Raw genomic sequence first — 20,426 nt, 5'->3', positions numbered from 1 at the left:
CATGCCCGACCGGCGCGAACTGGGAGGGATCTTCTCACAGGGCGGGCGGGTGGGGGGAGCCGGTGGCCGGGCGGGCAGTGCATAGACTTGTCCGACGTGACGTCGAAGCCGCGTATCCCCGATGTTCTGGCCGCCCGCTATGCCTCCGCTGAGCTGGCCCGGTTGTGGTCGCCCGAGTACAAGGTCGTCGCCGAGCGGCGGCTGTGGCTGGCGGTGCTGCGCGCCCAGGCCGAGCTGGGGGTGGCCGTGCCGCAGGAGGCGGCGGCCGACTACGAGAAGGTGCTGGAGCAGGTCGACCTCGACTCGATCGCGGCGCGCGAGCGGGTGACCCGGCACGACGTCAAGGCCCGCATCGAGGAGTTCAACGCGCTGGCCGGCCACGAGCAGGTCCACAAGGGCATGACCTCGCGCGACCTGACCGAGAACGTCGAGCAGCTCCAGATCCGCGACAGCCTGCTGCTGGTGCGTGACCGGGTGGTGGCGCTGCTGGCGCGGCTGGCGGCGCTGGCCGAGGAGCACCGCGAGAGCGTGGTCGCCGGCCGTTCGCACAACGTGGCGGCGCAGGCCACCACGCTGGGCAAGCGCTTCGCCTCGGCCGCCGACGAGCTGCTGGTCGCCTACCGCCGGCTGGAGGAGCTCATCGCCCGCTACCCGCTGCGCGGGATCAAGGGCCCGGTCGGCACCGCCCAGGACATGCTCGACCTGCTCGGCGGCGAGGAGTCGCGGCTGGCCGAGCTGGAGGGACGGGTCGCGGCCCACCTGGGCTTCGAGCACCGGCTGACCAGCGTCGGGCAGGTCTACCCGCGTTCCCTGGACTACGAGGTCGTCTCGACGCTGGTGCAGCTGGCCGCGGCGCCGTCGTCGCTGGCCAAGACGGTCCGGCTGATGGCCGGGCACGAGCTGGTGACCGAGGGCTTCAAGGAGGGCCAGGTCGGCTCCTCGGCGATGCCGCACAAGATGAACACCCGCTCCTGCGAGCGGGTCAACGGCCTGGCCGTGGTGCTGCGCGGCTACGCCTCGATGGTGGGGGAGCTGGCCGGCGACCAGTGGAACGAGGGCGACGTGTCGTGCTCGGTGGTGCGCCGGGTGGCGCTGCCGGACGCGTTCTTCGCCTTCGACGGGCTGGTGGAGACGATGCTGACGGTCCTGGACGAGTTCGGCGCGTTCCCGGCGGTGATCGCCGCCGAGCTGGACCGCTACCTGCCGTTCCTGGCCACGACGAAGATGCTGATGGCGGCGGTGCGCGCCGGGGTGGGCCGCGAGACGGCGCACGAGCTGATCAAGGAGCACGCGGTGGCGTCGGCGCTCGACATGCGTTCGCGCGGTGCCGACAACGAGCTGCTCGACCGGCTCGCCTCCGACGAGCGGTTCCCGCTGGACCGGGCGGCGCTGGAGGCGCTGCTGGCCGACCGGGTGTCGTTCACCGGTGCGGCGGCCGGGCAGGTGGAGGCCGTGGTGCGGCAGGTGGCGGAGGTGGTCTGCGCCCATCCGGAGGCGGCGGCCTACCGTCCTGGCGCCATCTTGTGACGCGGTGGTGCGTGAGCTGAGGTCCGTGGCCGAGGTGCGGGCCGCGTGCGGTGACGACGACCTGCCGGTGTGGGTGGCGCAGGACCTGACGGGTGGCGCGCGGGCGTGGGCGCTGGGGCAGGCCGTGGTGAGCGCCGCGCCGGAGGTGTCGCGGCGCGACCGCATCGGTGTGTGGGGCGATCCGGCCGACGCGGTCGAGCTGGTGCGGCACGCGCTGGCCGAGATGGGGCCGTCGTACCGGCCGTTCGGCGAGGCCGGGTTGATGGCCGAGGTGGCCGCGAAGATCGACGGGCTGGAGGTGGCGGGCGGCTTCTCGTGGATGAGCCTGCCCGGCGGTCCTGGCGCCGCCGGGCAGGCTCCGGCGGGCGATGCGGTGGAGTGGCTGGGCGGCGACGCCGAGGGGGAGGTGTCGGCGCTGCTGGCCGAGCACGCGCCCACCTCGTACGCGGTGCCGGGCGCACCGGGCGTGCGTCGCTGGGCGGGCACGCGGGTGCGGGGCCGGCTGGCGGCGGTGGCGGCCGACGCGTGGAGCGCCCCGTCGGTGGGGCTGCTGGCCGGGGTGGCCACGGCGGCGCCCCTGCGGGGCCGTGGGCTGGCAGAGCGGGTGTGCCGATGGGTGAGCGAACGGCTCGTGGCGGCCCACGGGCGGGCGGCCCTCATGGTGGACGACGACAATCCGGCGGCGATCGGGGTGTACGAGCGGCTCGGCTACCGGCGCATGCGGGTCCTGGCCACTCACGTACGATGAAATCTACAAAGTAAAGGCGGTGGGCCGGGGTGATAACCACCCCACCCACCATCAAAAAACCCATCATCGAACGCGCGGGCGAAAAACCGGGTGAGCCCGCAGCCCGCCGTGAGGCACAGTGTCGGAGTGATGTCCGATTTTGTGCCAGGTATCGAGCTTTCCCGGGCCTTCTACGGTGAGGTCGTCGCGCCGCTCGTCGGCTCGGTGCCGCACAGCGCCGCGCTGATCGGGCCGGGTTCGGAGGTGCTCGCGTTCGACACGGCCCGCTCCGCCGACCACGACTGGGGGCCGCGGGTGCTGGTGTTCGCGGCGGCCGGCGAGGTGGAGGACGTGCGGGCGCGCGTGGTGGCGGGCCTGCCGGAGCGTTTTCGCGGCCTGCCGACGGTGTTCGGCTACCACGGTGTCGTACGGCCCGGCGTGGTGGTGGCCGAGCTGGGGCAGTGGCTGACGGAGCGGCTGGGGTTCGACCCGCGGGGCGGGATGTCGCCGCTGGACTGGTTGTCGTCGCCGTGGCAGGTGCTGGCCGAGGTGACACGCGGTGAGGTGTTCCACGACGGGCTGCCGGACGGGCTGGAGGCGGTGCGGGGGGTGCTGCGGTGGTATCCGCGTGACCTGTGGCGTTATGTGCTGGCCTGTCAGTGGCGGCGCATCGCTCAGGAGGAGCCGTTCCCCGGCCGGTGTGGTGAGGTGGGGGACGAGTTGGGCTCGGCGGTGGTCGGCGCGCGGCTGGCGCGCGAGGTGATGCGGCTGGCGCTGTTGCTGCGCCGCCGGTATCCGCCGTACGCCAAGTGGCTGGGCAGTGCGTTGGCGCGTATGCCGGGGTCGGTGGAGTTGGGGGAGTCGCTGGGGCGGGCGCTGGCGGCGCGGTCGTGGCGGGAGCGGGAGGTGGGGTTGTCGGCGGCGTACGGGAGGGTGGCGGCGACGCAGAACCGGTTGGGGTTGGCGGAGGAGCTGGATGTGCGGGTGCGGGCCTTTCATGACCGGCCGTTCCAGGTGATCGGGGGTGATCGGTTCGCGCGGGCGTTGCTGGAGGCGGTGTCGGATCCGGTGGTGAGGGGGTTGCCGTTGGTGGGATGTGTGGATCAGGTGGCGGACTCGGTGGAGGTGTTGATGTCGCCGTCGCGGGCGCGGGCGGTGGCGGCGGCGGCGCTCGGTCTGGTGGCTTGAGGCGGGAGTCCGCGCGTGGCGGGGCGTCCGATAAGTTCGCTTTGTACTTTCTTTGCTGGAACTTGGGGGACGTTGCTGGTGCGCGGAAAGCTGCTGATCACGGTGGTCGCGTTGGGCCTGTCCGGCTGCGGCGTGGTCCCGGGGCTGGTCCCCCGGCCCGCGGGCCAGCCCGCGCGCACGCCCGCTCCGGCGGCCTCGCGGGCCACATCGCCGTCCCCCTCGCCGGAGGTCTCGCGCTCCGCGACCCGGCCGGCGCTCGGCGCGCCCGAGGCCAGGCAGGCCATGCGGGCGTGGGTGGACAAGTACAACGCGACGCTCAAGCAGCGCAAGTGGTGGCGGAGCAACGACCGGATCGATGCGCTGTTCATGGAGGCGGCGCTGTACGAAGGCGTGCTCGAACGCAACCACGAGGCGTTCGGCTGGAAGCCGGGGCACAAGCCGATCACCTTGTCCGGCGTCCCGGCGGTCTACCTGCCCCGGCCGGAGCGGCAACCCTCGATCGGCGACTGGTTCATCGCGAAGGCGACCTACCGGGACACCAAGGGCCATGCCCGCCCGCACGTGCTGGCCTTCTTCCGCTCCCCCGGCCAGTCCTTCAGGCTGGCCGTCGCGACGCCGATCCACTGGGGTCAGCGGATGCCCGAGCCGCGCCTGGACGCCGACGGCTATGTCACCGACATGGACAACACCATGGCGGGCGCGGTGGCCAAGGAGTACCTGAACTTCTGGAACAACGAGAGGAAGAAGGAAGGCGCCTCCGGCTATCGGCTGGCCAGGAACAGCTACAGCCGCAAGGCGTTCCCCGCGGTGAACAAGGGGTTGTACGTCGCGTTCGCCGGTCATGGCTCGGTGTTCGGTTTCCGGACGGCCGACGGCGGCTCGTTCTTCCTGTTCGCCCTGGTCAACTCGCCGAAGAGCGTCAATCAGGTGCTGAGTGAGGCGCTGCTGGTGCCCAGGGGCAGCAGGACCATCCAGGAGCTCGGCGCCAACTGGTTCTCCTAGGGGGCAGGGACTGGGGTGCGCTTCCGGGTGGCGTCTCGGGACGCAGCCGGTCCGCGGAAAGGGCTCAGCCCACCCGAGTTGCAAGCTGCTGGTCATGGTGCCATTCCTCCTTTTCGGCCGAAGACGCGGACGTCGGGCGTATCCGAAAGGGAGGTCTTCGTGGCCAGCCGTCTGCCTGAGAACCCGAGCCTCGACCACCTGAGGGACGAGGCCAAACAGCTGTTGCGGGCGTACGGGTGGTGTCCGGGAGAGTTGCCGGAGTTGCGCTGGCCGGAGCGCAACTGGCAGTGGCCCGTAAGTACGGGTTCACGAGCTGGCGTACCTGAGGATGGTGGGCGCGTCCGTGCGCCGGCCGCGCGCGGTGGGTCCATCGGCCGACCCGGAGACCGAGTTCCTGCGGCTGGCCTGCCTCGTCTATGGAAGGCCCGTGAGCGCCGAGGCCGCGACGCGGCTGCTGGCGGCCCGTCCTGAGATCGCGGGCGCGTCCGTGTGGACGAGGGCGGCGGTCGGCGACGCCGCGGGGATCGCCCGCGTGATCGCGGTCGATCCGGCGGCGGCCCGGGCGTGCGGCGGCCCTTTCGGCTGGGAGCCGCTGGTGTATCCGGCCTTGTCGCGGGTGGCGCAGGTGGACGCGGTGGGGGTGGCGCGGGTGCTGCTGGCGGCGGGGGCGGACGCCAACGACGGCCGGGTGCTTCACAACCGGGGGGTCGGTGGTGACGACATCGGCTACCTGGAGGTGCTGCTGGGCTTCGGCCTGGGCCGGGGGGACGGCGGGCCGTGGAAGGCCAGGCTGGGCCGTGTTCAGGACTCGCCCGCGCGCATGCTGGCGAACGCGGTGCTGGCGGCCGCGTCGCGGGCTGGAGGCGGTGGAGGCGGCTCGCCGGGAGAGCGCGTGGGGTCTGCGGATGTCTGAAGCGTTCAGCTGTCTGAAGCGTTCAGCGTCCTTGTCGGGTGTAGGCGCGCAGTGACAGCGGGACGAAGATCGCCAGCAGCGTGGCCGACCAGAGCAGGACGGTGGTCACCGGATGTGCGAGTGGCCAGGCCGCAGTTGCGGACGGGGCTCCGGGGTTGCCGAACAGTTCGCGGGTGGCGGCGGTAAGTGCGCTGACGGGGTTCCAGTCGGCGAGCAGGCGCAGCCAGGGCGGCATGCCGCCGGTGGGGACGAACGCGTTGGACAGCATCGTGAACGGCAGGCCCAGTGGCACCAGCGCGTCGGCGATCTGGTCGTTCTTGACGGCCAGGCCGACGTAGACGCCCACCCAGCTCAGTGCGTACCGCAGCAGGATCATCAGCAGGAACGCCTGCGTGGTGGGGATCAGGCCGCGGTGCGGCTGCCAGCCCACCAGCAGGCCGGCGGTGACCATGACGGTCAGCATGAGCAGGCCGGTCAGCAGGTCGGCGCCGGTCTGTCCGAACGGCACCGCCAGGCGCGCCATCGGCATGGAGCGGAAGCGGTCCATCACGCCGCGGGAGGCGTCGGAGGCTGTCCGTGTCATGACGCCCAGCCATGCGGAGAAGGTCACCATGGCGAACAGGCCGGGCATGAGGTATTCGCGGTAGTCGCCGCCGCCGGGTACGCGGATGGCGCTGCCGAAGACGTAGCCGAAGAGCACCACCATGACGGCCGGGAAGAGGAGCGCGGCGACGATCTGCCCGGGCTCTTGCCGGAGCCGGGCCAGTTCGCGGCCGACCAGGGTGAGGCCGTCGGTGAGTGTCCAGCGCAGGCGGTCCAGGGGTGCGGTGAGGGCGGTCATCGGACGGTCTGCTTGCGGTCGGTGAGGCGCAGGAACACCTCGTCGAGGGTGGGGCGGCGCAGTCGTACGTCGGCGGCGGCCACTTCGGCGCGGTCGAGTTCGCGGACGACGTCGGCGAGCTTGAGGCTGCCGCCCGGCAGGGCGACGCTGAGCCGGTCGGCGCCGGTGGTGGTGGGTTCGGTGGTGGTGAGGGCTTTGAGCACGGTTGCCGCCTGGTTGAGGGCGTCGGGGTCTTGGAGGACGACGTCGAGGCGGTCGCCGATGGTGGCTTTGAGTTGGTCGGGTGTGCCGGTGGCGATGACGTGTCCGTGGTCGACGACGGCGATGTCGTCGGCGAGGTGGTCGGCCTCGTCGAGGTATTGCGTGGTGAGCAGCACGGTGGTGCCGTCGGTGACCAGTTCGCGGATGTTGTCCCAGATCTCGCCGCGGCTGCGTGGGTCGAGGCCGGTGGTCGGCTCGTCGAGGAAGAGGACCTGGGGGCGCAGGATGAGGCTGGTGATCAGGTCGAGGCGGCGTCGCATGCCGCCGGAGTAGCCGGCGACTTGGCGGTCGGCGGCGTCCGTGAGGCCGAAGCGTTCGAGGAGTTCGTCGGCTCGCCGGTGTGCCTGGCGCCGGGGCAGGTGGGACAGGCGTGCGAACATGCGCAGGTTGGCTCGGCCGGTGAGCTTGTCGTCCACGGCGGCGTACTGGCCGGCGAGCCCGATCCTGGCGCGGACCTGGCCGGCGTCGCGGACGACGTCGTATCCGGCGATGCGGGCGTGTCCGGCGTCGGGGTCGGACAGGGTGGCCAGGATGCGTACCGCGGTCGTCTTGCCGGCGCCGTTGGGCCCGAGTACGCCGCAGATGGTTCCTTTCGGGATGGTGAGGTCGAGGCCTCGTAGGGCGTGGGTGTCGCCGAAGGACTTGCGCAGTCCTTCGGCGAGCACGATCGGTTCTGGCATGACCCCTCCACTGGGTACTTTGTACGCGGTTACGGCGGTCACGCTAAACCATTGGGTACTATGTACGCAACAAGGAGGTGGGACGGTGACCGACGCCGAGTACGTCAACATCTGGATGCGGCCCGAGCGCCCGGCCCGCGGGCCCAAGCCGGCCTACAGCCGCGCGCAGATCACCGAGGCGGCGGTCCGGATCGCCGACGCCGAAGGGCTGGAGGCCGCCACCATGCGGCGGATCGCCGCCGAGATCGGCGCCGGCGCGATGTCGCTCTACCGGTACGTCCCGAGCCGCGACAACCTGGTCGAGCTCATGGCCGACCGGCTGATGGGCGAGATCGACGTCACGGGCATGCCCTCGGGCGACTGGCGCGCCGACCTGACCCGCTACGCCGAGGGGCTGCGGGCCATGTGGCTGAGGCACCCGTGGATCGCCACCGTGCAGCGGTCACTGCCGAGCTTCGGCCCCAACCAGCTGCTTCTCGTCGAACGGCTGATGGGAGTGCTCGACGCCTTCGTCTCCATCGACGAGAACCTCGGCCTCATGGCCATGCTCAACGGCTACATCGAGGGCACCGTCCGCGAGGAGATCAGCTCGGCGAGGGAATTTCGCCGCAGCGGGCTCAGCGAGGCGGAGTGGATGGCGCGCAGCTACCCGTACATCGACCGGCTGGTGAAGAGCGGCGAGTACCCGATCTTCACCAAGATCGTGATGGAGGCGCGTCAGCCGCACCTGAGCCGCGACGAGCAGTTCCGGTGCGGGCTCCGGCGCGTCCTCGACTGCATCGCCGCGGCCCTCCCGCCGGCGGCCGAGTCGCCGCCGGCCCCTGACGCCGCCCGGCTCGCCTGAGCTGCCCAGGTGCCCGGATTCAGGGCGGGCAAGGCCGTGGTGCGGTGGCGGCCGGGGTGGGGACGACGACGGCCATGACCTCGATCAGCGGCCTTCCTCATCCGGGGTGTCGGCGGGTGGGCGCGTGGCGGGTTCGATCTCCAGCGGTGTGGTGGCCTCGCCGAGGCTCGGGCGCAGCTGGGTGAGGGCGTGGTCGAGCTGCCTGGCCAGACGCGGGATGGTGGCCGGCGGCAGATACGCCTGCGCGCCGGCGTCGAGCAGGCGCCGGACCGGGCCGTAGTAGTCGACTCCGAGCTCGTCGTCCTCGATCTCGGTGACGATGACGCGGGCCTGGGGGAACATCGACCGCAGGGAGGCGATCAGCTGGGGGCTGACCGGCGGCGTCAGCAGCACGTCGGCCGTCGTGGGAGCCGCGTGCATGTCGAGCACGACGTAGTCGGAGCCGAGCTGGGCAGACAGCGACACGCGAGCCGAGGCCGACAGCTTCATCGCGGTGGCGACGACCGTCACGTCGTCGTAGTCGATCGCGGGTGGTTCGTCGGCCTGCTCCGCGGTGACGGGATCGACGACGGTGCCGTGCAGCACGCGAACGGTGCTGGACAGGGCCGCGATCGACTCGCCGTCGCGCGTGATGAGCAGTTCCTCGCCGGGCTCCAGGGCGTCGATGAGCGCGACGAGGTCCTCGGGAAGGTCCGTCACGTCGATCGACCGTGCGGCTCGTGCGGCCCGGGCGGCGCGCTTGCCCGCCATGATCAGAGCCGGAACAGGGACAGGGGGGCGGTGCAGAGGGTCTGCTCGGCGCCGAACTCCTCGAACGTGCTGACGGGGCGGAAGCCGAGGCGGGCGGCGAGTCTCAGGGAGCGCGTGTTCGCGCTCTGGGTCACGAGCACCACCGGCTGGTCGGGGAGTTCGCCGGCCGCGGCACGCAACGCCGCCGTCGCGGCCTCGAACGCCAGCCCCGAGCCCCATGCGGCGCGCCGCAGCACATAGCCGAGCTCCAGTTCTTCGCCGTCTTCGGTGACATGCCCGGGGTTGTCGCGCGAGCGGCGGGCGAGCGTCAACGTCCCGATCACCTGGTTCGTCGTGGTGTCGGCGATGATGTAGCTGCCAGGCCTGGAGGTGGCCCCGGCGGCCAGGACCGCGTCCACGTGCTGTTCGACCTCGCCGCGCGGCCGGGGACCGCCGAGGTGTGCCCGGACCTCGGGATCGGTGGCGAGCTCGATGAGTCCTTCGCGGTCGCTGTCGTGCACGGCCGTGCGCAGCAGGAGTCGTGGCGAGGGGATCTGCGTGGCGGACAGCGTGGGCAGGTGGCTCATAGGCCCGTGATCTTAGAGCACCGCCGGCGGGCCCTGCCGCGCTCCGGCGGCGACGAGCAGGGCGGCCACCTCGCTCTGGCCCTTGGCGGTGGCGTGGGCGAGCGGGGTGACGCCGTCGCGGTCGGGGAGGTCGACGTCGGCTCCGGCGGCGACGAGCAGGCGGACGATCTCCTGGTACGGGCGGCTTCCGTCGCCGAGGATGACGGCCTCCAGCAGGCCGGTCCAGCCCAGGTCGTTGACGTGGTCGACGTCGATGCCGGTGGTGAGCACCTCGCGGACGTAGTCCACGTGACCGCGCTCGCAGGCGGGTATGAGGGATACGCCGCCGTAGCGGTTGCGCATGGTCAGGTCCGGGCCGGCCGGCAGGAGCGTCCTGAGCATCGCGACGCTTCCCGTGACCCCGGTGACCAGCCAGGGGGTGTCGTGCCGGTCGTCGGGGGCGTTCGGGTCGGCGCCGGCGGCGACCAGCGCCTTGGCCACCTCGACGTGGTCGGCCGCCGCGGCCAGCAGCAGGGCGGTGCGGCGCCGCCCGTCGCGGGCCTCGATGTCCGCCCCGGCGGCCAGCGCGTCGCGGACGGCCGCGACGTCGCCTCGCGCGGCAGCGGCCAGCAGTTCGTCGTCGAGCACGGTTTGTCCTCCTCGCGCCGGTCAGCGGAGCCGGCCGGCGCCCGCTACGGGGGCGCCACCGGGGACGAGCGGGACCCCGCCGGCGAGGACGAGCGTAGCGGGGATGCCGGCGACGCCGGTACGGCCGCCGGTGATGGGCGTGCGCGAGGCTCTACTCGACGTGCCAGCGGCCGCCGGTCATCAGGTCACGCTCGTCGAGCTCGTTGACCTCGCGCCACGCCTGGACGCGTTGTGGCCGCACGCGGAAGTACAGGTACGGGCTGGCGAGCTCGCGCGGGTCGAAGCCGGTCTTGGCGGCGAAGGCGTCCCCGGCCTGCGTGGAGAGGTCGGCCATGCGCAGGGTCTCGACGGTGCCCTCGATGAGCACCACGTCGCGGGTGGTGCCGAGGCCGAGCCTGGCCTTGCCGTTCGCCTGGAGGTTGGCGGCGGTGGGGCTGGCGGCGGCGGTGGCGAGCAGGAGGGTGGCGCCGTCCCACAGGAAGGACAGCGGCACCATGTACGGCTCGCCGGTGCCGGGGTCGGCGGTGGCGACCCAGGCGTCGACGTCGTGCTCCAGCCGGTGCAGGGTGTCGTGTTTGCGCTGGTGGGCGGGCCGGGCGGGCGGCGGCGTCATCGGGTCGGCTCCTGGGGCTGGTCGGAAGATCGAGCCGATCGTATAGAGGGCGCCGCTCAGGCGGGGTGGCGGGTGGCGTTGGCGTGAATGGCCAGGCGGAGGTAGGCGGCCAGGCCGGGGGCGTGGCGGTCGAAGGTCGTGGTGTAGCGGGGGTCGGTGACGTACAGGTCGCCGAGGCCCTGGTGGATGTCGGGGGTGCAGGGGTAGAACCAGCGGCTGATGTGGCCGCGGTGGCGTTCGGCGAGGTCCATGGTGTGGTCGCTGTCGGCGGGGACGCCGGCTTTGAAGGCGGCGGTGAGGTCGTCGAGGAGGGCGGCGGCTTCGGCTTTGAGCTGCAGCCAGTCGGCCTGGGTGTAGGTGGCGACGCGGCGGCGGCTTTCGGCGTACTGGGGGGTGGCGCCCCAGCGGCGTTCGACTTCGGGGGTGTGGTCTTCGGGGCGGAAGGCGCCGAAGATCTCGAAGCGTTCCTCGGGGGTGAGGGAGATCTGGAGGGTGTGGGCGTTGAGGGCGCGTTCCACGGCGTTGATCACTTCGTTGAGCCGGTGGGCTTGGCGGGTGAGGAGTTCGTGCTGGCGGCGCAGGTGGGTGAGTTCGTCGGTGTGGGGGGCGTCGAGGATGACGGCGATCTCGTCGAGGGGGAAGCCGAGTTCGCGGTAGAGGAGGATCTGCTGGAGGCGGATGAGGTCGGCGTCGGTGTAGCGGCGGTAGCCGGCGTGGGTGCGTTCGCCGGGGGTGAGCAGGCCGATCTCGTCGTAGTGGTGCAGGGTGCGGACGGTGACGCCGGCGAGTTTGGCGACCTGTCCGACGGAGAGGCTCATGGGCCTACCTTGCACCCTGACGTGGCGTGAGGTTCAAGCCGGTCGGAGCCGGTTGTGGCCGGTCGGCGGGTGTGCCGTCCGGCGGGTGGACTCTCCCATGGGGGGAGAGGCCATGCTGTGGGGCGTGGACGACGAGGAGTTGTTGCCGATCGGGGCGTTCGCGCGGCTGGGCCGGTTGAGCGTCAAGCAGGTGCGGCACTACGGGGAGCTGGGGCTGCTGGCGCCGGCGTGGGTGGACGAGGCGACCGGTTATCGGTATTACCGGGCGTCGCAGGCGCGGGCGGCGTTGTCGATCGGGTTGCTGCGGTCGATGGATGTGCCGTTGGCGGTCATCGCGCAGGTGCTGGACGGGTCTGCTGAGGCGCTGGAGTCGGTGCGCGAGGGGCTGGAGGCGGAGCTGGCGCGGCGGCGTCGCGCGCTGGCGTCGCTGGAGCGGGTCATGGCGCGGGGGTTGCCGTCGGCTGAGGTGCGGGTGGTGGTGGAGCCGGCGCGCTTGGCGGTGGTGGTGCGCGAATGGGCGTCCGGGGAGGCCGACGTGGCGCGGGCGACGTCGGCGGGGATGGCGCGGCTGCTGGAGTTCGTCGGGGCGACGGGTTCTTCCGGGGGTGGATCTTCGGGCGGCGGTGCGGAGCAGGTGGCGCCGGGGGCGGCGGTGCGGCTGGTGGGGTTGTTCCCGCTGGACATGCAGGAGGGGATGGACGTGGCGGCCGCTCTGCTGGTGGAGCGGGCGCCGTCGGGGGCGCTGCCGGCCGGGGGGCGGGTGGAGGTGCTGGCCGGGGGTGCGTTCGCGTGCGCGACGCATGTGGGGCCTTATGACCAGATCGGCTTGACCGCTCATGCGGTGCTGGCGTGGTGCGCGGAGCGGCGCCACGCGGTTCGGGGGCCGGTCCGTGAGGTGTACGTGTCGGATCCGTCCGTCACGGCGCCTGAGGAGCTCGTGACTCATCTGATGATCCCTCTGGAGGAGGAGCCATGCTGGTGGAGCTGAAGACGTACGGTCCGGCGACGTGTCTGAGCGTCACGGGGATGGGGGCGCCGGGCGGCGCTGAGCATCTGGCGGCGATCGGGGCGCTGTTCGCGGTGGCCGGGGGGATGGGCGGGCCGGCGGGCCCGCTGGAGGGGCAGTGGTGGGTGGAGGACCCGCGGCCGGGCCTGGAGGTGGAGCGGGAGCTGTGGCGCTGGCATCTGATGCTGCCGCTGGCGGGCGCGCCGGAGCCGGGGGCGGTGGAGGCGGCGCGGGAGTCGGTGCGTTCGCCGGGTTCGGCGGTGGATCGGGTGCGGGTGGTGACGTACACGGAGGGGTTGTGCGTGGAGGCGTTGCATGAGGGGCCGTTCAGCGAGGAGTACGTGACGTTGAAGGTGATGGAGGAGTTCATGGCGGAGCGTGCTCTGGTGCCGAACGGGCCGCATCATGAGGTGTATCTGACGCCGTTGGACGATCCGCGGCCGCGGACGGTGCTGCGTCAGCCGGTGCGGCTGGGCTGAGGTCGCCGGGTGTCCCGCCGTCGCGATGCGTCAGTGTGGCGGCGGCGGGTGTGCGGTTGCCGGGCGGGCGGCCGCCTGGGCCCGGGAGGTGTGCCGCAGCGCCGGAGCGAGGGTCAGGGCAGGGTGAGGATGCGGGGGCCGTCGTCGGTGATGGCGACGGTGTGTTCGGCGTGGGCGGCGCGGCTTCGGTCGTGGGTGGTCAGGGACCAGCCGTCGGGGGCGGTGCGGTAGCGGTGGGCTCCTCCGGCGATGAACATGGGTTCGAGGGCCAGGACGAGGCCGGGGCGTAGGGGCAGGCCGCGGCCGGGCCGGCCGTGGTTGGCGACGTGGGGGTCTTCGTGCATGTGGCGGCCGATGCCGTGGCCGCCGAAGTCGAGGGGGTAGCCGTAGCCGGCGGCTCGGGCGGTGGTGGCGATGGCGTGGCTGATGTCGCCGATGCGGTTTCCGGGGACGGCGGCGGCGATGGCGTTGTCGAGGGCTCGGGCGGTGGCCTCGATGAGGGTGGCGTCGGCCGGCGACGGGGGTCCGATGGTGATGGTGGTGGCGCTGTCGCCGGCCCATCCGTCGAGGTAGGCGCCGCAGTCGATGCTGAGCACGTCGCCTTCGCGCAGCCGGTAGGCGGTGGGGATGCCGTGGACGATGACGTCGTTGACGGAGGTGCTGATGACCGCCGGGTAGGGCGTGGGGGCGAAGGGCGGGTGGTAGCCGAGGAAGGCGGGGGTGGCGCCGGCTTCGGCGATGACGGTGGCGGCGATTTCGTCGAGTTCGTCGAGGCGTGTGCCGGGTGTGGCGTGGTGGGCGACGGCTTGGATGGCTCGGGCGACGATGCGGCCGGCTTCGCGCATGGCGTCGAGTTCGGCGGCGGTTTTGATCTCAACCATGGCGATAACTATACCGGTATTCTTATACCGCGCTGTAGGATGGAGACATGGTACGGCCACCGCTGACACCCGAGGAGCGGCTGCGCGGCGAGCAGCTCGGCGTGACCCTGCGCCTGGCGCGGGGCGAGCGCAGCATCGTCGAGGTCGCCGCCGCGGCGGGCATGTCGGCCGAGACGCTCCGCAAGATCGAGACGGGTCGCATCGCCACGCCGGCGTTCTTCACCATCGCGGCGCTGGCCGACGTGCTCGGCGTCTCCCTGGACCGGCTGGCCGACCGCGTCACACCCGCCGTACCCGGCTGACCCGCTTCGTGCGTCCCTGCCATGCCCGTGCGCGGGCATGGCAGGGACGCGGCGTTCTCGCTGGGCCGTACGGCCGGGTTCAGGGTTGGGTGTCGAGCCACTCCTGGAAGGTGGGTCCGGCGAGCTTGGCGTGCGGGCCGGGCAGGAAGGCGCCGCCGGCGGCGAGCTCGGCGTCGGGCATGCCGGAGCCGTCGACGCCGACGACCTTGACGCCCCGGCGGGCGCCGAGGAGCCGGGCCGCGCGCGCCATGGTCTCCTCGCGGGGTCCGGCGATCTCGGGGATCGGCGTTCCCGGAGCGGGCGCCTCCGGGTCGAGCGCGAGGCCGACCAGTTCCTCGGCCACGGTGCGGCAGGCCACGAGCTGGGTGGGCAAGGCCGGGATGTGGGCCACGTCGCCCGGCTGCCAGTCCAGGAGCTGGCCGACGAACTCGTGGAACTGCGCGGCCCGCAGGATGCGGACCGGCAGCGGCCCGGCCGAAAGGACCTCTTCGTGCACCTTCTTGGCGGCCAGGAAACCCGTGGTGGCCTTGTCGACGCCGATGATGGACGCCGCGACGATCCGGGCGACTCCCGCCTTGCGGCCCGCCGCGTGCAGGTTGCGGGCCGAGGTGCGGAAGAACTCCGTCGCCGCCTCCTGCTCGGAGGCGTGCCAGGAGGCGACGTCGACGATGACGTCCACGCCGGTGAGCGCCTCGGCCAGGCCGTCGCCGGTGATGACGTCCACGCCGGTGGCCCGCGACATCGGCACCACCCGGTGCCCCCGCTCGGCCAGGACCTCGACGACGTGGCGTCCCAGCCGTCCGGTCGCTCCGGCGACCGCGAACGTGGTGATGGTCATGCTGGGTGCCTTTCTCACGCGCTGTAGTTCTGACCCGGGGGCATGCCGGGGATCGGCTTGGCGATGAGCGCCGCGGGGGTGAAGAAGCCGATGTGGGCGATCGCCATGATGAGCGACCACATCGCCTTGTCGTCGTAGTGCTCGGCCGCCCTGGCATACAGCTCGTCGGGGACGCGTTCCCCGGACGGGTTCGGGGTGAGGACCGCCTCCACGAGCTCCAGCGCGACCCGTTCGGCGGCGGTGAAGCAGGTGGCGTCCCGCCAGGTGGCCACGGCGGTGATGCGCTCCTGCGACTCGCCGATCCCGCGCAGGTTCGCCGTCTCCCGGATGGTGAAGTACGTGCTGCCGAGCAGCTGCCCGGCGCGCAGCTGCAGCAGGGCGATGGTCGTCGCCGGGATCGCACTGTTGCGCAGGGCCTTGTGCAGCCCTTCGCCCACCTCCGCCATCTCGGGCAGGAAGGGCAGCGGGCTGGGCATGCGCGAGCGCGGGCCGGTCGGCGTGGGTGTGGACATGGTGGACATGGTGGAGACTTCCTTGCTCGTGGTGTCGTGCGGTACGGGCAAGAGATCCCGGTGGGCCGCCGCGTGTGACAGCCGGGCCGGTGTGACATAGGCCACCGGCCGCGGGTGTCACACTGCGGCAGGAGCCGGGATCGTATGGGCATGGACCTCGCTCGTGACAGCCGCATGGACCCGGCCACCGAGGCGTTCGTCGCCCACCGCAACCTGCTGTTCACCCTGGCCTACGAGCTGCTCGGCTCGGCCGCCGACGCCGAGGACGTCCTGCAGGAGAGCTGGCTGCGGTGGATGGGCGTCGACCTGGGCCAGGTGCTGGACCAGCGCGCGTACCTGGTCCGGATCGCCACCCGGCAGGCGCTGAAGCGGCTGCGCACGCTCGGCCGGCGCAAGGAGTCCTACGTCGGGCCGTGGCTGCCCGAGCCGCTGCTGACCGCGCCCGACGTGGCCGAGGACGTCGAGCTGGCCGACAGTGTCTCCATGGCGATGCTGCTGGTGCTGGAGACCCTCCAGCCGACCGAGCGGGCGGTGTTCGTGCTGCGCGAGGTGTTCGGCCTGGACTACGAGGAGATCGCCGGGGCCGTCGGCAAGAGCCCGGCCGCGGTCCGCCAGATCGCCCACCGGGCACGCGCGCACGTCGCCGCGCGCCGGCCGCGCGGCCCCGGCTCGCCCGCCGAGCACCGGGCCGCGCTGCGGGCCTTCCAGCGGGCGGTGGAGACCGGCGACCTGCAGAGCCTGCTCGACGTGCTCGCGCCGGACGTGGTCGCCCTCAGCGACGGCGGCGGGATCCGGCACGCGCTGCTGCGGCCCGTGGTGGGGATCGACAACGTGGCTCGCCTGCTGGCGGTGGGCTGGTGGAAGCGGGACGCGCACAGGTCGGTCGAGCTGGTGCAGATCAACGGCGGCCCGGGGCTGCTCGTACGCGTCGACGGGCAGGTCGACGGGGTGGTGGCGGTGCGCGTGGAGAACGGCTACGTCACCGGCGCCTACCACGTGCGCAATCCCGAGAAGCTGTCGCGCGTGGAGCGGGAGACCGCCGTGACCCGCTGAGCCCGGCGTGACCTGCTGAGCCCGACGTGATCCGCTGAGCCCGGTCGTTCAGCCGGATCGCCTCGCGCGGGGTGCGGACGGGTTCAACCGGTCGGTCAGGAAGGCGATGATCTCGTCCCTGGCGTTCAGCGTGGGATGCCCGTCCTGGTCGAGGAGGTGGGCGGTGACGACGCTGTGGGGGGTTTCGACCACGTCGGCGAAGAACGGGGGAGGGCTGGGGTTGGCGGCGCTGTCGGGAAGGACACGGCCGTCGAAGGCGTCGCCGAGCAGCGCCCGGTAGGCGGCGAAGCGCCGGCCGGTGCACCAGCGGTCGCCCTCGAAGCGGTAGGCGAGCACCTTCAGCCCGTCGCGCGCGACCCGCTCGCGGACCGCGCGCGCGTCCTCCTCGCTGAGCTCCAGTCCGGCGGGGTCGTCCAGCGGCAGCGACGGGTGGTTGACCACGGGGGCGATGACAGCGGGCTCCAGCGTCATGGTGAGGGCGAAGTTGCCGGTGAAGCACAGCCCGATCGCGCCGACTCCCGGGCCGCCGCACGCGGCGTGGGCCTGGCGGGCCAGTCCACGCAGCCACGCGGTGACCGGGCTGGTGCCGCCCCCGGCGAACGCGCGGAACTCGGCGCTGACACACGCGCGGCGCACGACCTGCCTGCCGTCCTCAGCCGTGGGATAGGCGCCGTCGGTGCCGAAGAGTGAGGGAACATGGACGGTGAAGCCCGCATCGCGTATCCATCGCGCGAGCCGAAGGACGTCAGGACTGATGCCGGGCATCTCCGGCATCATGACGACGGCCGGCCCGCGGCCGCCGGTGTACACCGTCTTGACCACCCCCTCCACCTCCACGAGCAGGCGCGAGAAGTCCGTGATCATGTCGTCGCGTGGTCCGCGGGCAGCGTTCATGGTGACAGCCTGGACCGGCGGCCCCGCACGCCGTCAGAGGCGGGATCGCCAGGTGTGCGGGTAATCTCGCCACAGGCGACGGGTGGGGGAGGCGAGCTTGTGGGCGCGTTGCGAGTGGGTGTCCTGGCCTATCCGGGCTGCTTCGCCTCCGAGGTGTTCGGCGTCCCCGACCTGCTGACGATGGCCACGCACGTCGCCGGACCCGGCAGCGGCGGGTACGAGGTGTCGATCGTCTCGCCCCGCCGCCGCGTCGCCGCCTCAGGTGGCGCGGCGTTGGACGTCTCACCGCTGCGCGAGGTCGACGTCCTCATCGTGCCGGGCCTGGAGCTCGTTGCGGGCCTGGAGGTGGACGCGAAGCTGGCGCCCCTGGCCTTGGAGATCGCGGCGATCGGCTCGCACGCCGCCGCGGGCGGTGTCGTCGTGTCGATCTGTGTCGGTGCGTTCCTGCTGGCCGAGGCCGGCCTGCTGCGCGGGCGCCGCGCCACGACGGCCTGGCTCCACGCGGACGAGCTGGCTCGGCGCTGCCCCGAGGCCGACGTGCGGCCCGAGTGCCTGGTCGTCACCGACACGGGGGTGACGACGACGGCGGCCTTCAGCGCCATGTACGACTTCGCGCTGGACCTGATCCGCCGGCACAGCGGCGCCGGCGTGGCGCGGGCGACCGCGCGGGTGGCGCTCCTGGACGACGCGCGCTCGTCGCAGGCCCCCTACGTCGACGCGCGCCTGCTCGCGCGGCCGGGAAACGCGTTCTCCCACCAGGTCATGCGGCGCCTCGACCAGGATCTGGCCGCCCGATACGACCTGGCGGCGCTGTCGGACGCCTTCAAGGTCAGCACGCGGACGCTGCTGCGGCGCTTCGCGCGGGAGACCGGGCAGAGCCCGCTCGCGTACCTGCAGGCCGCGCGGGTCCGTCGCGCCCGCCACCTGCTGGAGAGCACGGACCGCACGGTGGCGAGCATCAGCGCCGCGGTCGGGTACGGCGATCCCGGCACCTTCGCCGCCCTGTTCGCCCGGCACACCGGACGACGCCCGAGCCACTACCGCGCCGCCTTCCGGCGGGCCGGCGGACCACGGTGACGGCGGCTGGTGGAGGGGCGGCTCAGCTGAGGTCCGGGCTCGGATCGAGGCCGGTCAGGGCGGCGGTGGCCGTCCACAGGCGCGCCGCGAGTTCGGTGTCGGCCAGGCGGCCGCGGACGGGTTCGAGGGTGGGCAGGCCGCGGATCCCGAACATCCGGGGCCCCCACAGCTGGCCGCCGCGTACCGACGGGTCGAGCACGGCCCGTACGGCGGGCCAGGCGGCGGCCTGCTTGCCCTGCAGGAGCAGGCCGGCCGGCAGGGCGCACAGTCGCCGGCCGGCGTGGCGGCGGTGGACGGGCGGGCGTGCGGGGGTCAGGCAGTCGAGCGCGCCGCCGGGGTGGGTGACCACGCTGCGCGTCGTGCTGCCGGCGGCGCGCAGGCGGCGGTCGAGTTCGAAGCCGAAGAGCATCTGGGCGAGTTTGGAGCGTGCGTAGGTGCGTTTGGGCCGGTAGTCGCGCGTGCTCTGCAGGTCGTCGAGGTCGAGGTCGGCGGACTTCGCGGTGAAGCTGCCGGTGGTGACGACGCGGCTCGCGGGTGTGGCCGTCAGCAGCGGCAGGAGCCGTGAGACCAGCGCGTAGTGGCCCAGATGGTTGGTGGCGAACATCAGCTCGTGGCCGTCGGCGCTCTGGCGCCGTGGCGGCTGGTCGAGCAGCACTCCGGCGTTGCAGACGACCGCGTCCAGGGTGTGCAGTCCCAGGGCGTCGACGGAGGCGTCCAGCGAGGACAGTTCGGCCAGATCCAGGCGGATGTGGCGGACGCGGGCGCCGGGGACGCGGGCGCGGATCGCGTCGTGGGCGGCGCGGGCCTTGGCGGTGTCGCGGCAGCCGAGGACGACGGTGGCGCCGGTGCCGGCGAGTTGTTCGGCGACGAAGTACCCGATGCCGGCGTTGCCGCCGGTGACCAGGACGTTCTTGCCGTCGGCGCGCGGCAGGCGCCGTACGTCCCAGGAGGTGGCAGCGGATGTCATGGCATGTCTCCCCACACAGAGAACCTGAAGTTACTACGAAAATATAGTCATTATGGATTCGTATGCGTTTCAGGTATCGCTACGATGGGGGCATGGCGACGACGATGGGGCGCCGCGAGCGCAAGAAGGCACAGACCCGCCAGGCGCTGTCGCAGGCGGCCCTGCGGCTGTTCGGCGAGCACGGCTACGACCGCGTCACCGTCGCCCAGATCGCCGAGGAGGCCGACGTCTCCGTCGCCACCCTGTTCGCGCACGTACCCGACGGCAAGGAAGCGCTGATCTTCGACGACGGCGCCGAGCGCGGCCTGTGGCTGGTCGCCGCCGTCCGCGAGCGGCCCCCCGGCCAGCCGGTGCTGCAGGCCCTGCGCCGCTGCCTGGCCTCCCGGGGGCCCTTCAGCACCGATCTGCCGCCCGAACTGCGGCGCAAACGCGACCTGATCGTCGCCACACCCGCCCTGCGGGAGTACTCACGCAAGCTGTGGATCGCCGCCGAGGCGGCCCTGGCCGAGGCCATCGCCACCGACAGCGGCCGCGACCCCCGCGACATGACCGTCCGCGCCCTGGCCCGCTACGTCCTGGAGATCCCCGACCTCGCGGGCGCCGAACCCGACCCCCGGGCCGCGCTCGACGCCATCTTCGACCTTCTCGAATCCGGCTGGCCCGCCTCGCCCCGGCCCGCCTGAACCGCCCCATCGTGCGGCCGCCCGGCCGCGGACGTGGCTCCGGCCGGGCGGGGACGGTCACCCGCGCCCGGCCGGAACGGGAGCGCGTCAGTTGCAGGGGCTGGTGGACCAGACGATGTAACCGCTGAGCCGGCCCCAGGTGGAGACCTCGCCGTCGCAGAACTCCGTCTTGACCCCGACGAGGTTGGTGTGGGCGGCGTCGGAGTAGTACTGCGTGTTGCACATGTAGCCGGCTCGGCAGGCGGGGGCGGCCTGCGCGCCGGTCGGCACGGTGGCGAACGCCGCGGTGGTCAGGGCCGCGGCGGCCAGGACGCGACGGATCATGAATCGTCCTTCCTCGAACGGGAACAGCACGAAGATCACGTTGCTCGCATGAT

General features: G+C 72.5%; 25 protein-coding genes. 12 read left to right on the top strand and 13 right to left on the bottom strand.

Features of this window, described 5'->3' with window-relative positions:
* Positions 1–96: 96 nt before the first annotated feature.
* The 5 genes from purB to HT134_RS00320 all read left to right on the top strand — a co-directional run bounded on the left by purB (position 97) and on the right by HT134_RS00320 (position 5,357).
* Positions 97–1,527 (top strand): adenylosuccinate lyase, encoded by a 1,431-nt coding sequence (purB, locus tag HT134_RS00340; RefSeq protein ID WP_175598234.1) that lies wholly within the window; start codon positions 97–99, stop codon positions 1,525–1,527.
* A 4-nt stretch (positions 1,528–1,531) separates the two neighbouring features.
* Entirely contained in the window at positions 1,532–2,275 is a 744-nt protein-coding gene (locus tag HT134_RS47460; protein ID WP_217707111.1) for a GNAT family N-acetyltransferase, read from the top strand.
* A 129-nt stretch (positions 2,276–2,404) separates the two neighbouring features.
* On the top strand, positions 2,405–3,442 hold the full coding sequence (locus tag HT134_RS00330; RefSeq protein ID WP_175598233.1) for a DUF4037 domain-containing protein: 1,038 nt from the start codon (positions 2,405–2,407) through the stop codon (positions 3,440–3,442).
* Positions 3,443–3,520: 78 nt separating this feature from the next.
* On the top strand, positions 3,521–4,444 hold the full coding sequence (locus HT134_RS00325) for a DUF8094 domain-containing protein (protein ID WP_175598232.1): 924 nt from the start codon (positions 3,521–3,523) through the stop codon (positions 4,442–4,444).
* A gap of 328 nt (positions 4,445–4,772) precedes the next feature.
* On the top strand, positions 4,773–5,357 hold the full coding sequence (locus tag HT134_RS00320; protein ID WP_175598231.1) for a hypothetical protein: 585 nt from the start codon (positions 4,773–4,775) through the stop codon (positions 5,355–5,357).
* Positions 5,358–5,379: 22 nt separating this feature from the next.
* Here HT134_RS00320 and HT134_RS00315 read toward each other — a convergent pair whose 3' ends face one another.
* Positions 5,380–6,198, bottom strand: coding sequence for an ABC transporter permease (locus tag HT134_RS00315; RefSeq protein ID WP_175598230.1), 819 nt, complete (start codon positions 6,196–6,198; stop codon positions 5,380–5,382).
* The gene (locus HT134_RS00310; RefSeq protein WP_175598229.1) at positions 6,195–7,139 is read right to left on the bottom strand and encodes an ATP-binding cassette domain-containing protein; all 945 of its coding nucleotides are present in this window, start codon (positions 7,137–7,139) and stop codon (positions 6,195–6,197) included. The genes HT134_RS00315 and HT134_RS00310 overlap by 4 nt, the downstream gene beginning before the upstream one ends.
* Positions 7,140–7,224: 85 nt before the next feature.
* Between HT134_RS00310 and HT134_RS00305 the strand changes: the two genes are divergently transcribed.
* Positions 7,225–7,983 (top strand): TetR/AcrR family transcriptional regulator, encoded by a 759-nt coding sequence (locus HT134_RS00305; RefSeq protein WP_175598228.1) that lies wholly within the window; start codon positions 7,225–7,227, stop codon positions 7,981–7,983.
* A gap of 84 nt (positions 7,984–8,067) precedes the next feature.
* Here the strand turns inward: HT134_RS00305 and HT134_RS00300 are convergent, their stop codons facing one another.
* From HT134_RS00300 to HT134_RS00280, 5 genes are all read right to left on the bottom strand, one after another.
* Entirely contained in the window at positions 8,068–8,682 is a 615-nt protein-coding gene (locus HT134_RS00300) for a hypothetical protein (RefSeq protein ID WP_217707110.1), read from the bottom strand.
* A 53-nt stretch (positions 8,683–8,735) separates the two neighbouring features.
* Positions 8,736–9,299: a GNAT family N-acetyltransferase gene (locus HT134_RS00295; RefSeq protein WP_175598226.1), complete on the bottom strand. Its 564-nt coding sequence runs from the start codon at positions 9,297–9,299 to the stop codon at positions 8,736–8,738.
* 12 nt (positions 9,300–9,311) lie between these two features.
* Positions 9,312–9,926 carry an ankyrin repeat domain-containing protein gene (locus HT134_RS00290; RefSeq protein ID WP_175598225.1) on the bottom strand — a complete coding sequence of 205 codons (615 nt, stop codon included), beginning with the start codon at positions 9,924–9,926 and terminating at the stop codon, positions 9,312–9,314.
* A 151-nt stretch (positions 9,927–10,077) separates the two neighbouring features.
* A complete protein-coding gene (locus HT134_RS00285) occupies positions 10,078–10,539 on the bottom strand; it encodes a pyridoxamine 5'-phosphate oxidase family protein (RefSeq protein WP_175598224.1) in 462 nt (153 codons plus the stop codon).
* A 56-nt stretch (positions 10,540–10,595) separates the two neighbouring features.
* Entirely contained in the window at positions 10,596–11,357 is a 762-nt protein-coding gene (locus HT134_RS00280) for a MerR family transcriptional regulator (RefSeq protein ID WP_175598223.1), read from the bottom strand.
* Positions 11,358–11,442: 85 nt separating this feature from the next.
* Between HT134_RS00280 and HT134_RS46660 the strand changes: the two genes are divergently transcribed.
* Complete coding sequence (locus HT134_RS46660) at positions 11,443–12,345, top strand: MerR family transcriptional regulator (protein ID WP_312887900.1); 903 nt, start codon at positions 11,443–11,445, stop codon at positions 12,343–12,345.
* Positions 12,330–12,842, top strand: a complete 513-nt coding sequence (locus tag HT134_RS00270) for a hypothetical protein (RefSeq protein ID WP_175598222.1) — start codon at positions 12,330–12,332, stop codon at positions 12,840–12,842. Before HT134_RS46660 ends, HT134_RS00270 begins: the two co-directional genes overlap by 16 nt.
* Before the next feature lie 113 nt (positions 12,843–12,955).
* Here the strand turns inward: HT134_RS00270 and map are convergent, their stop codons facing one another.
* Positions 12,956–13,723 (bottom strand): type I methionyl aminopeptidase, encoded by a 768-nt coding sequence (gene map / locus HT134_RS00265; protein ID WP_175598221.1) that lies wholly within the window; start codon positions 13,721–13,723, stop codon positions 12,956–12,958.
* A 47-nt stretch (positions 13,724–13,770) separates the two neighbouring features.
* Here map and HT134_RS00260 point away from each other — a divergent pair, with 47 nt between their 5' ends.
* Positions 13,771–14,025 carry a helix-turn-helix domain-containing protein gene (locus tag HT134_RS00260; protein ID WP_175598220.1) on the top strand — a complete coding sequence of 85 codons (255 nt, stop codon included), beginning with the start codon at positions 13,771–13,773 and terminating at the stop codon, positions 14,023–14,025.
* Positions 14,026–14,104: 79 nt separating this feature from the next.
* On the opposite strand, the gene HT134_RS00255 is transcribed toward HT134_RS00260, so the two are convergent.
* Positions 14,105–14,863 (bottom strand): SDR family oxidoreductase, encoded by a 759-nt coding sequence (locus HT134_RS00255; protein WP_175598219.1) that lies wholly within the window; start codon positions 14,861–14,863, stop codon positions 14,105–14,107.
* A gap of 14 nt (positions 14,864–14,877) precedes the next feature.
* Positions 14,878–15,375: a carboxymuconolactone decarboxylase family protein gene (locus HT134_RS00250; RefSeq protein ID WP_246363502.1), complete on the bottom strand. Its 498-nt coding sequence runs from the start codon at positions 15,373–15,375 to the stop codon at positions 14,878–14,880.
* Positions 15,376–15,525: 150 nt separating this feature from the next.
* Here HT134_RS00250 and HT134_RS00245 point away from each other — a divergent pair, with 150 nt between their 5' ends.
* Positions 15,526–16,428 (top strand): RNA polymerase sigma-70 factor, encoded by a 903-nt coding sequence (locus tag HT134_RS00245; protein ID WP_217707109.1) that lies wholly within the window; start codon positions 15,526–15,528, stop codon positions 16,426–16,428.
* A gap of 48 nt (positions 16,429–16,476) precedes the next feature.
* On the opposite strand, the gene HT134_RS00240 is transcribed toward HT134_RS00245, so the two are convergent.
* Positions 16,477–17,322, bottom strand: coding sequence for a dienelactone hydrolase family protein (locus HT134_RS00240; RefSeq protein WP_175598216.1), 846 nt, complete (start codon positions 17,320–17,322; stop codon positions 16,477–16,479).
* A 99-nt stretch (positions 17,323–17,421) separates the two neighbouring features.
* On the opposite strand from HT134_RS00240, the gene HT134_RS00235 reads away from it, so the two are divergent.
* The gene (locus HT134_RS00235) at positions 17,422–18,399 is read left to right on the top strand and encodes a GlxA family transcriptional regulator (protein WP_175598215.1); all 978 of its coding nucleotides are present in this window, start codon (positions 17,422–17,424) and stop codon (positions 18,397–18,399) included.
* 22 nt (positions 18,400–18,421) lie between these two features.
* Here the strand turns inward: HT134_RS00235 and HT134_RS00230 are convergent, their stop codons facing one another.
* Positions 18,422–19,366: an SDR family NAD(P)-dependent oxidoreductase gene (locus tag HT134_RS00230; protein WP_175598214.1), complete on the bottom strand. Its 945-nt coding sequence runs from the start codon at positions 19,364–19,366 to the stop codon at positions 18,422–18,424.
* A 92-nt stretch (positions 19,367–19,458) separates the two neighbouring features.
* Here HT134_RS00230 and HT134_RS00225 point away from each other — a divergent pair, with 92 nt between their 5' ends.
* Positions 19,459–20,049, top strand: a complete 591-nt coding sequence (locus tag HT134_RS00225; RefSeq protein WP_175598213.1) for a TetR/AcrR family transcriptional regulator — start codon at positions 19,459–19,461, stop codon at positions 20,047–20,049.
* Positions 20,050–20,136: 87 nt separating this feature from the next.
* Here HT134_RS00225 and HT134_RS00220 read toward each other — a convergent pair whose 3' ends face one another.
* Complete coding sequence (locus HT134_RS00220; RefSeq protein ID WP_175598212.1) at positions 20,137–20,373, bottom strand: DUF6289 family protein; 237 nt, start codon at positions 20,371–20,373, stop codon at positions 20,137–20,139.
* Positions 20,374–20,426: the final 53 nt, after the last annotated feature.

Origin of the sequence: Nonomuraea rhodomycinica (assembly GCF_013363995.1) — a bacterium.
GTDB classification, from domain to species: Bacteria; Actinomycetota; Actinomycetes; order Streptosporangiales; family Streptosporangiaceae; genus Nonomuraea; species Nonomuraea rhodomycinica.
The sequence above is the reverse complement of the archived record's forward strand: the minus strand, read 5'-3'. Positions and strand labels throughout refer to the sequence as shown.

Excerpts from the sequence above, each read along its gene's own strand:
- HT134_RS00330 (WP_175598233.1), top strand. The coding sequence starts at position 2,405 with ATGTCCGATTTTGTGCCAGGTATCGAGCTTTCCCGGGCCTTCTACGGT.
- HT134_RS00320 (WP_175598231.1), top strand. The coding sequence starts at position 4,773 with ATGGTGGGCGCGTCCGTGCGCCGGCCGCGCGCGGTGGGTCCATCGGCC.
- HT134_RS00315 (WP_175598230.1), bottom strand. The coding sequence starts at position 6,198 with ATGACCGCCCTCACCGCACCCCTGGACCGCCTGCGCTGGACACTCACC.
- HT134_RS00310 (WP_175598229.1), bottom strand. The coding sequence starts at position 7,139 with ATGCCAGAACCGATCGTGCTCGCCGAAGGACTGCGCAAGTCCTTCGGC.
- HT134_RS00295 (WP_175598226.1), bottom strand. The coding sequence starts at position 9,299 with ATGAGCCACCTGCCCACGCTGTCCGCCACGCAGATCCCCTCGCCACGA.
- HT134_RS00285 (WP_175598224.1), bottom strand. The coding sequence starts at position 10,539 with ATGACGCCGCCGCCCGCCCGGCCCGCCCACCAGCGCAAACACGACACC.
- HT134_RS00280 (WP_175598223.1), bottom strand. The coding sequence starts at position 11,357 with ATGAGCCTCTCCGTCGGACAGGTCGCCAAACTCGCCGGCGTCACCGTC.
- HT134_RS00270 (WP_175598222.1), top strand. The coding sequence starts at position 12,330 with ATGCTGGTGGAGCTGAAGACGTACGGTCCGGCGACGTGTCTGAGCGTC.
- map (WP_175598221.1), bottom strand. The coding sequence starts at position 13,723 with ATGGTTGAGATCAAAACCGCCGCCGAACTCGACGCCATGCGCGAAGCC.
- HT134_RS00260 (WP_175598220.1), top strand. The coding sequence starts at position 13,771 with ATGGTACGGCCACCGCTGACACCCGAGGAGCGGCTGCGCGGCGAGCAG.
- HT134_RS00255 (WP_175598219.1), bottom strand. The coding sequence starts at position 14,863 with ATGACCATCACCACGTTCGCGGTCGCCGGAGCGACCGGACGGCTGGGA.
- HT134_RS00250 (WP_246363502.1), bottom strand. The coding sequence starts at position 15,375 with ATGTCCACACCCACGCCGACCGGCCCGCGCTCGCGCATGCCCAGCCCG.
- HT134_RS00245 (WP_217707109.1), top strand. The coding sequence starts at position 15,526 with ATGGACCTCGCTCGTGACAGCCGCATGGACCCGGCCACCGAGGCGTTC.
- HT134_RS00240 (WP_175598216.1), bottom strand. The coding sequence starts at position 17,322 with ATGAACGCTGCCCGCGGACCACGCGACGACATGATCACGGACTTCTCG.
- HT134_RS00230 (WP_175598214.1), bottom strand. The coding sequence starts at position 19,366 with ATGACATCCGCTGCCACCTCCTGGGACGTACGGCGCCTGCCGCGCGCC.
- HT134_RS00225 (WP_175598213.1), top strand. The coding sequence starts at position 19,459 with ATGGCGACGACGATGGGGCGCCGCGAGCGCAAGAAGGCACAGACCCGC.
- HT134_RS00220 (WP_175598212.1), bottom strand. The coding sequence starts at position 20,373 with ATGATCCGTCGCGTCCTGGCCGCCGCGGCCCTGACCACCGCGGCGTTC.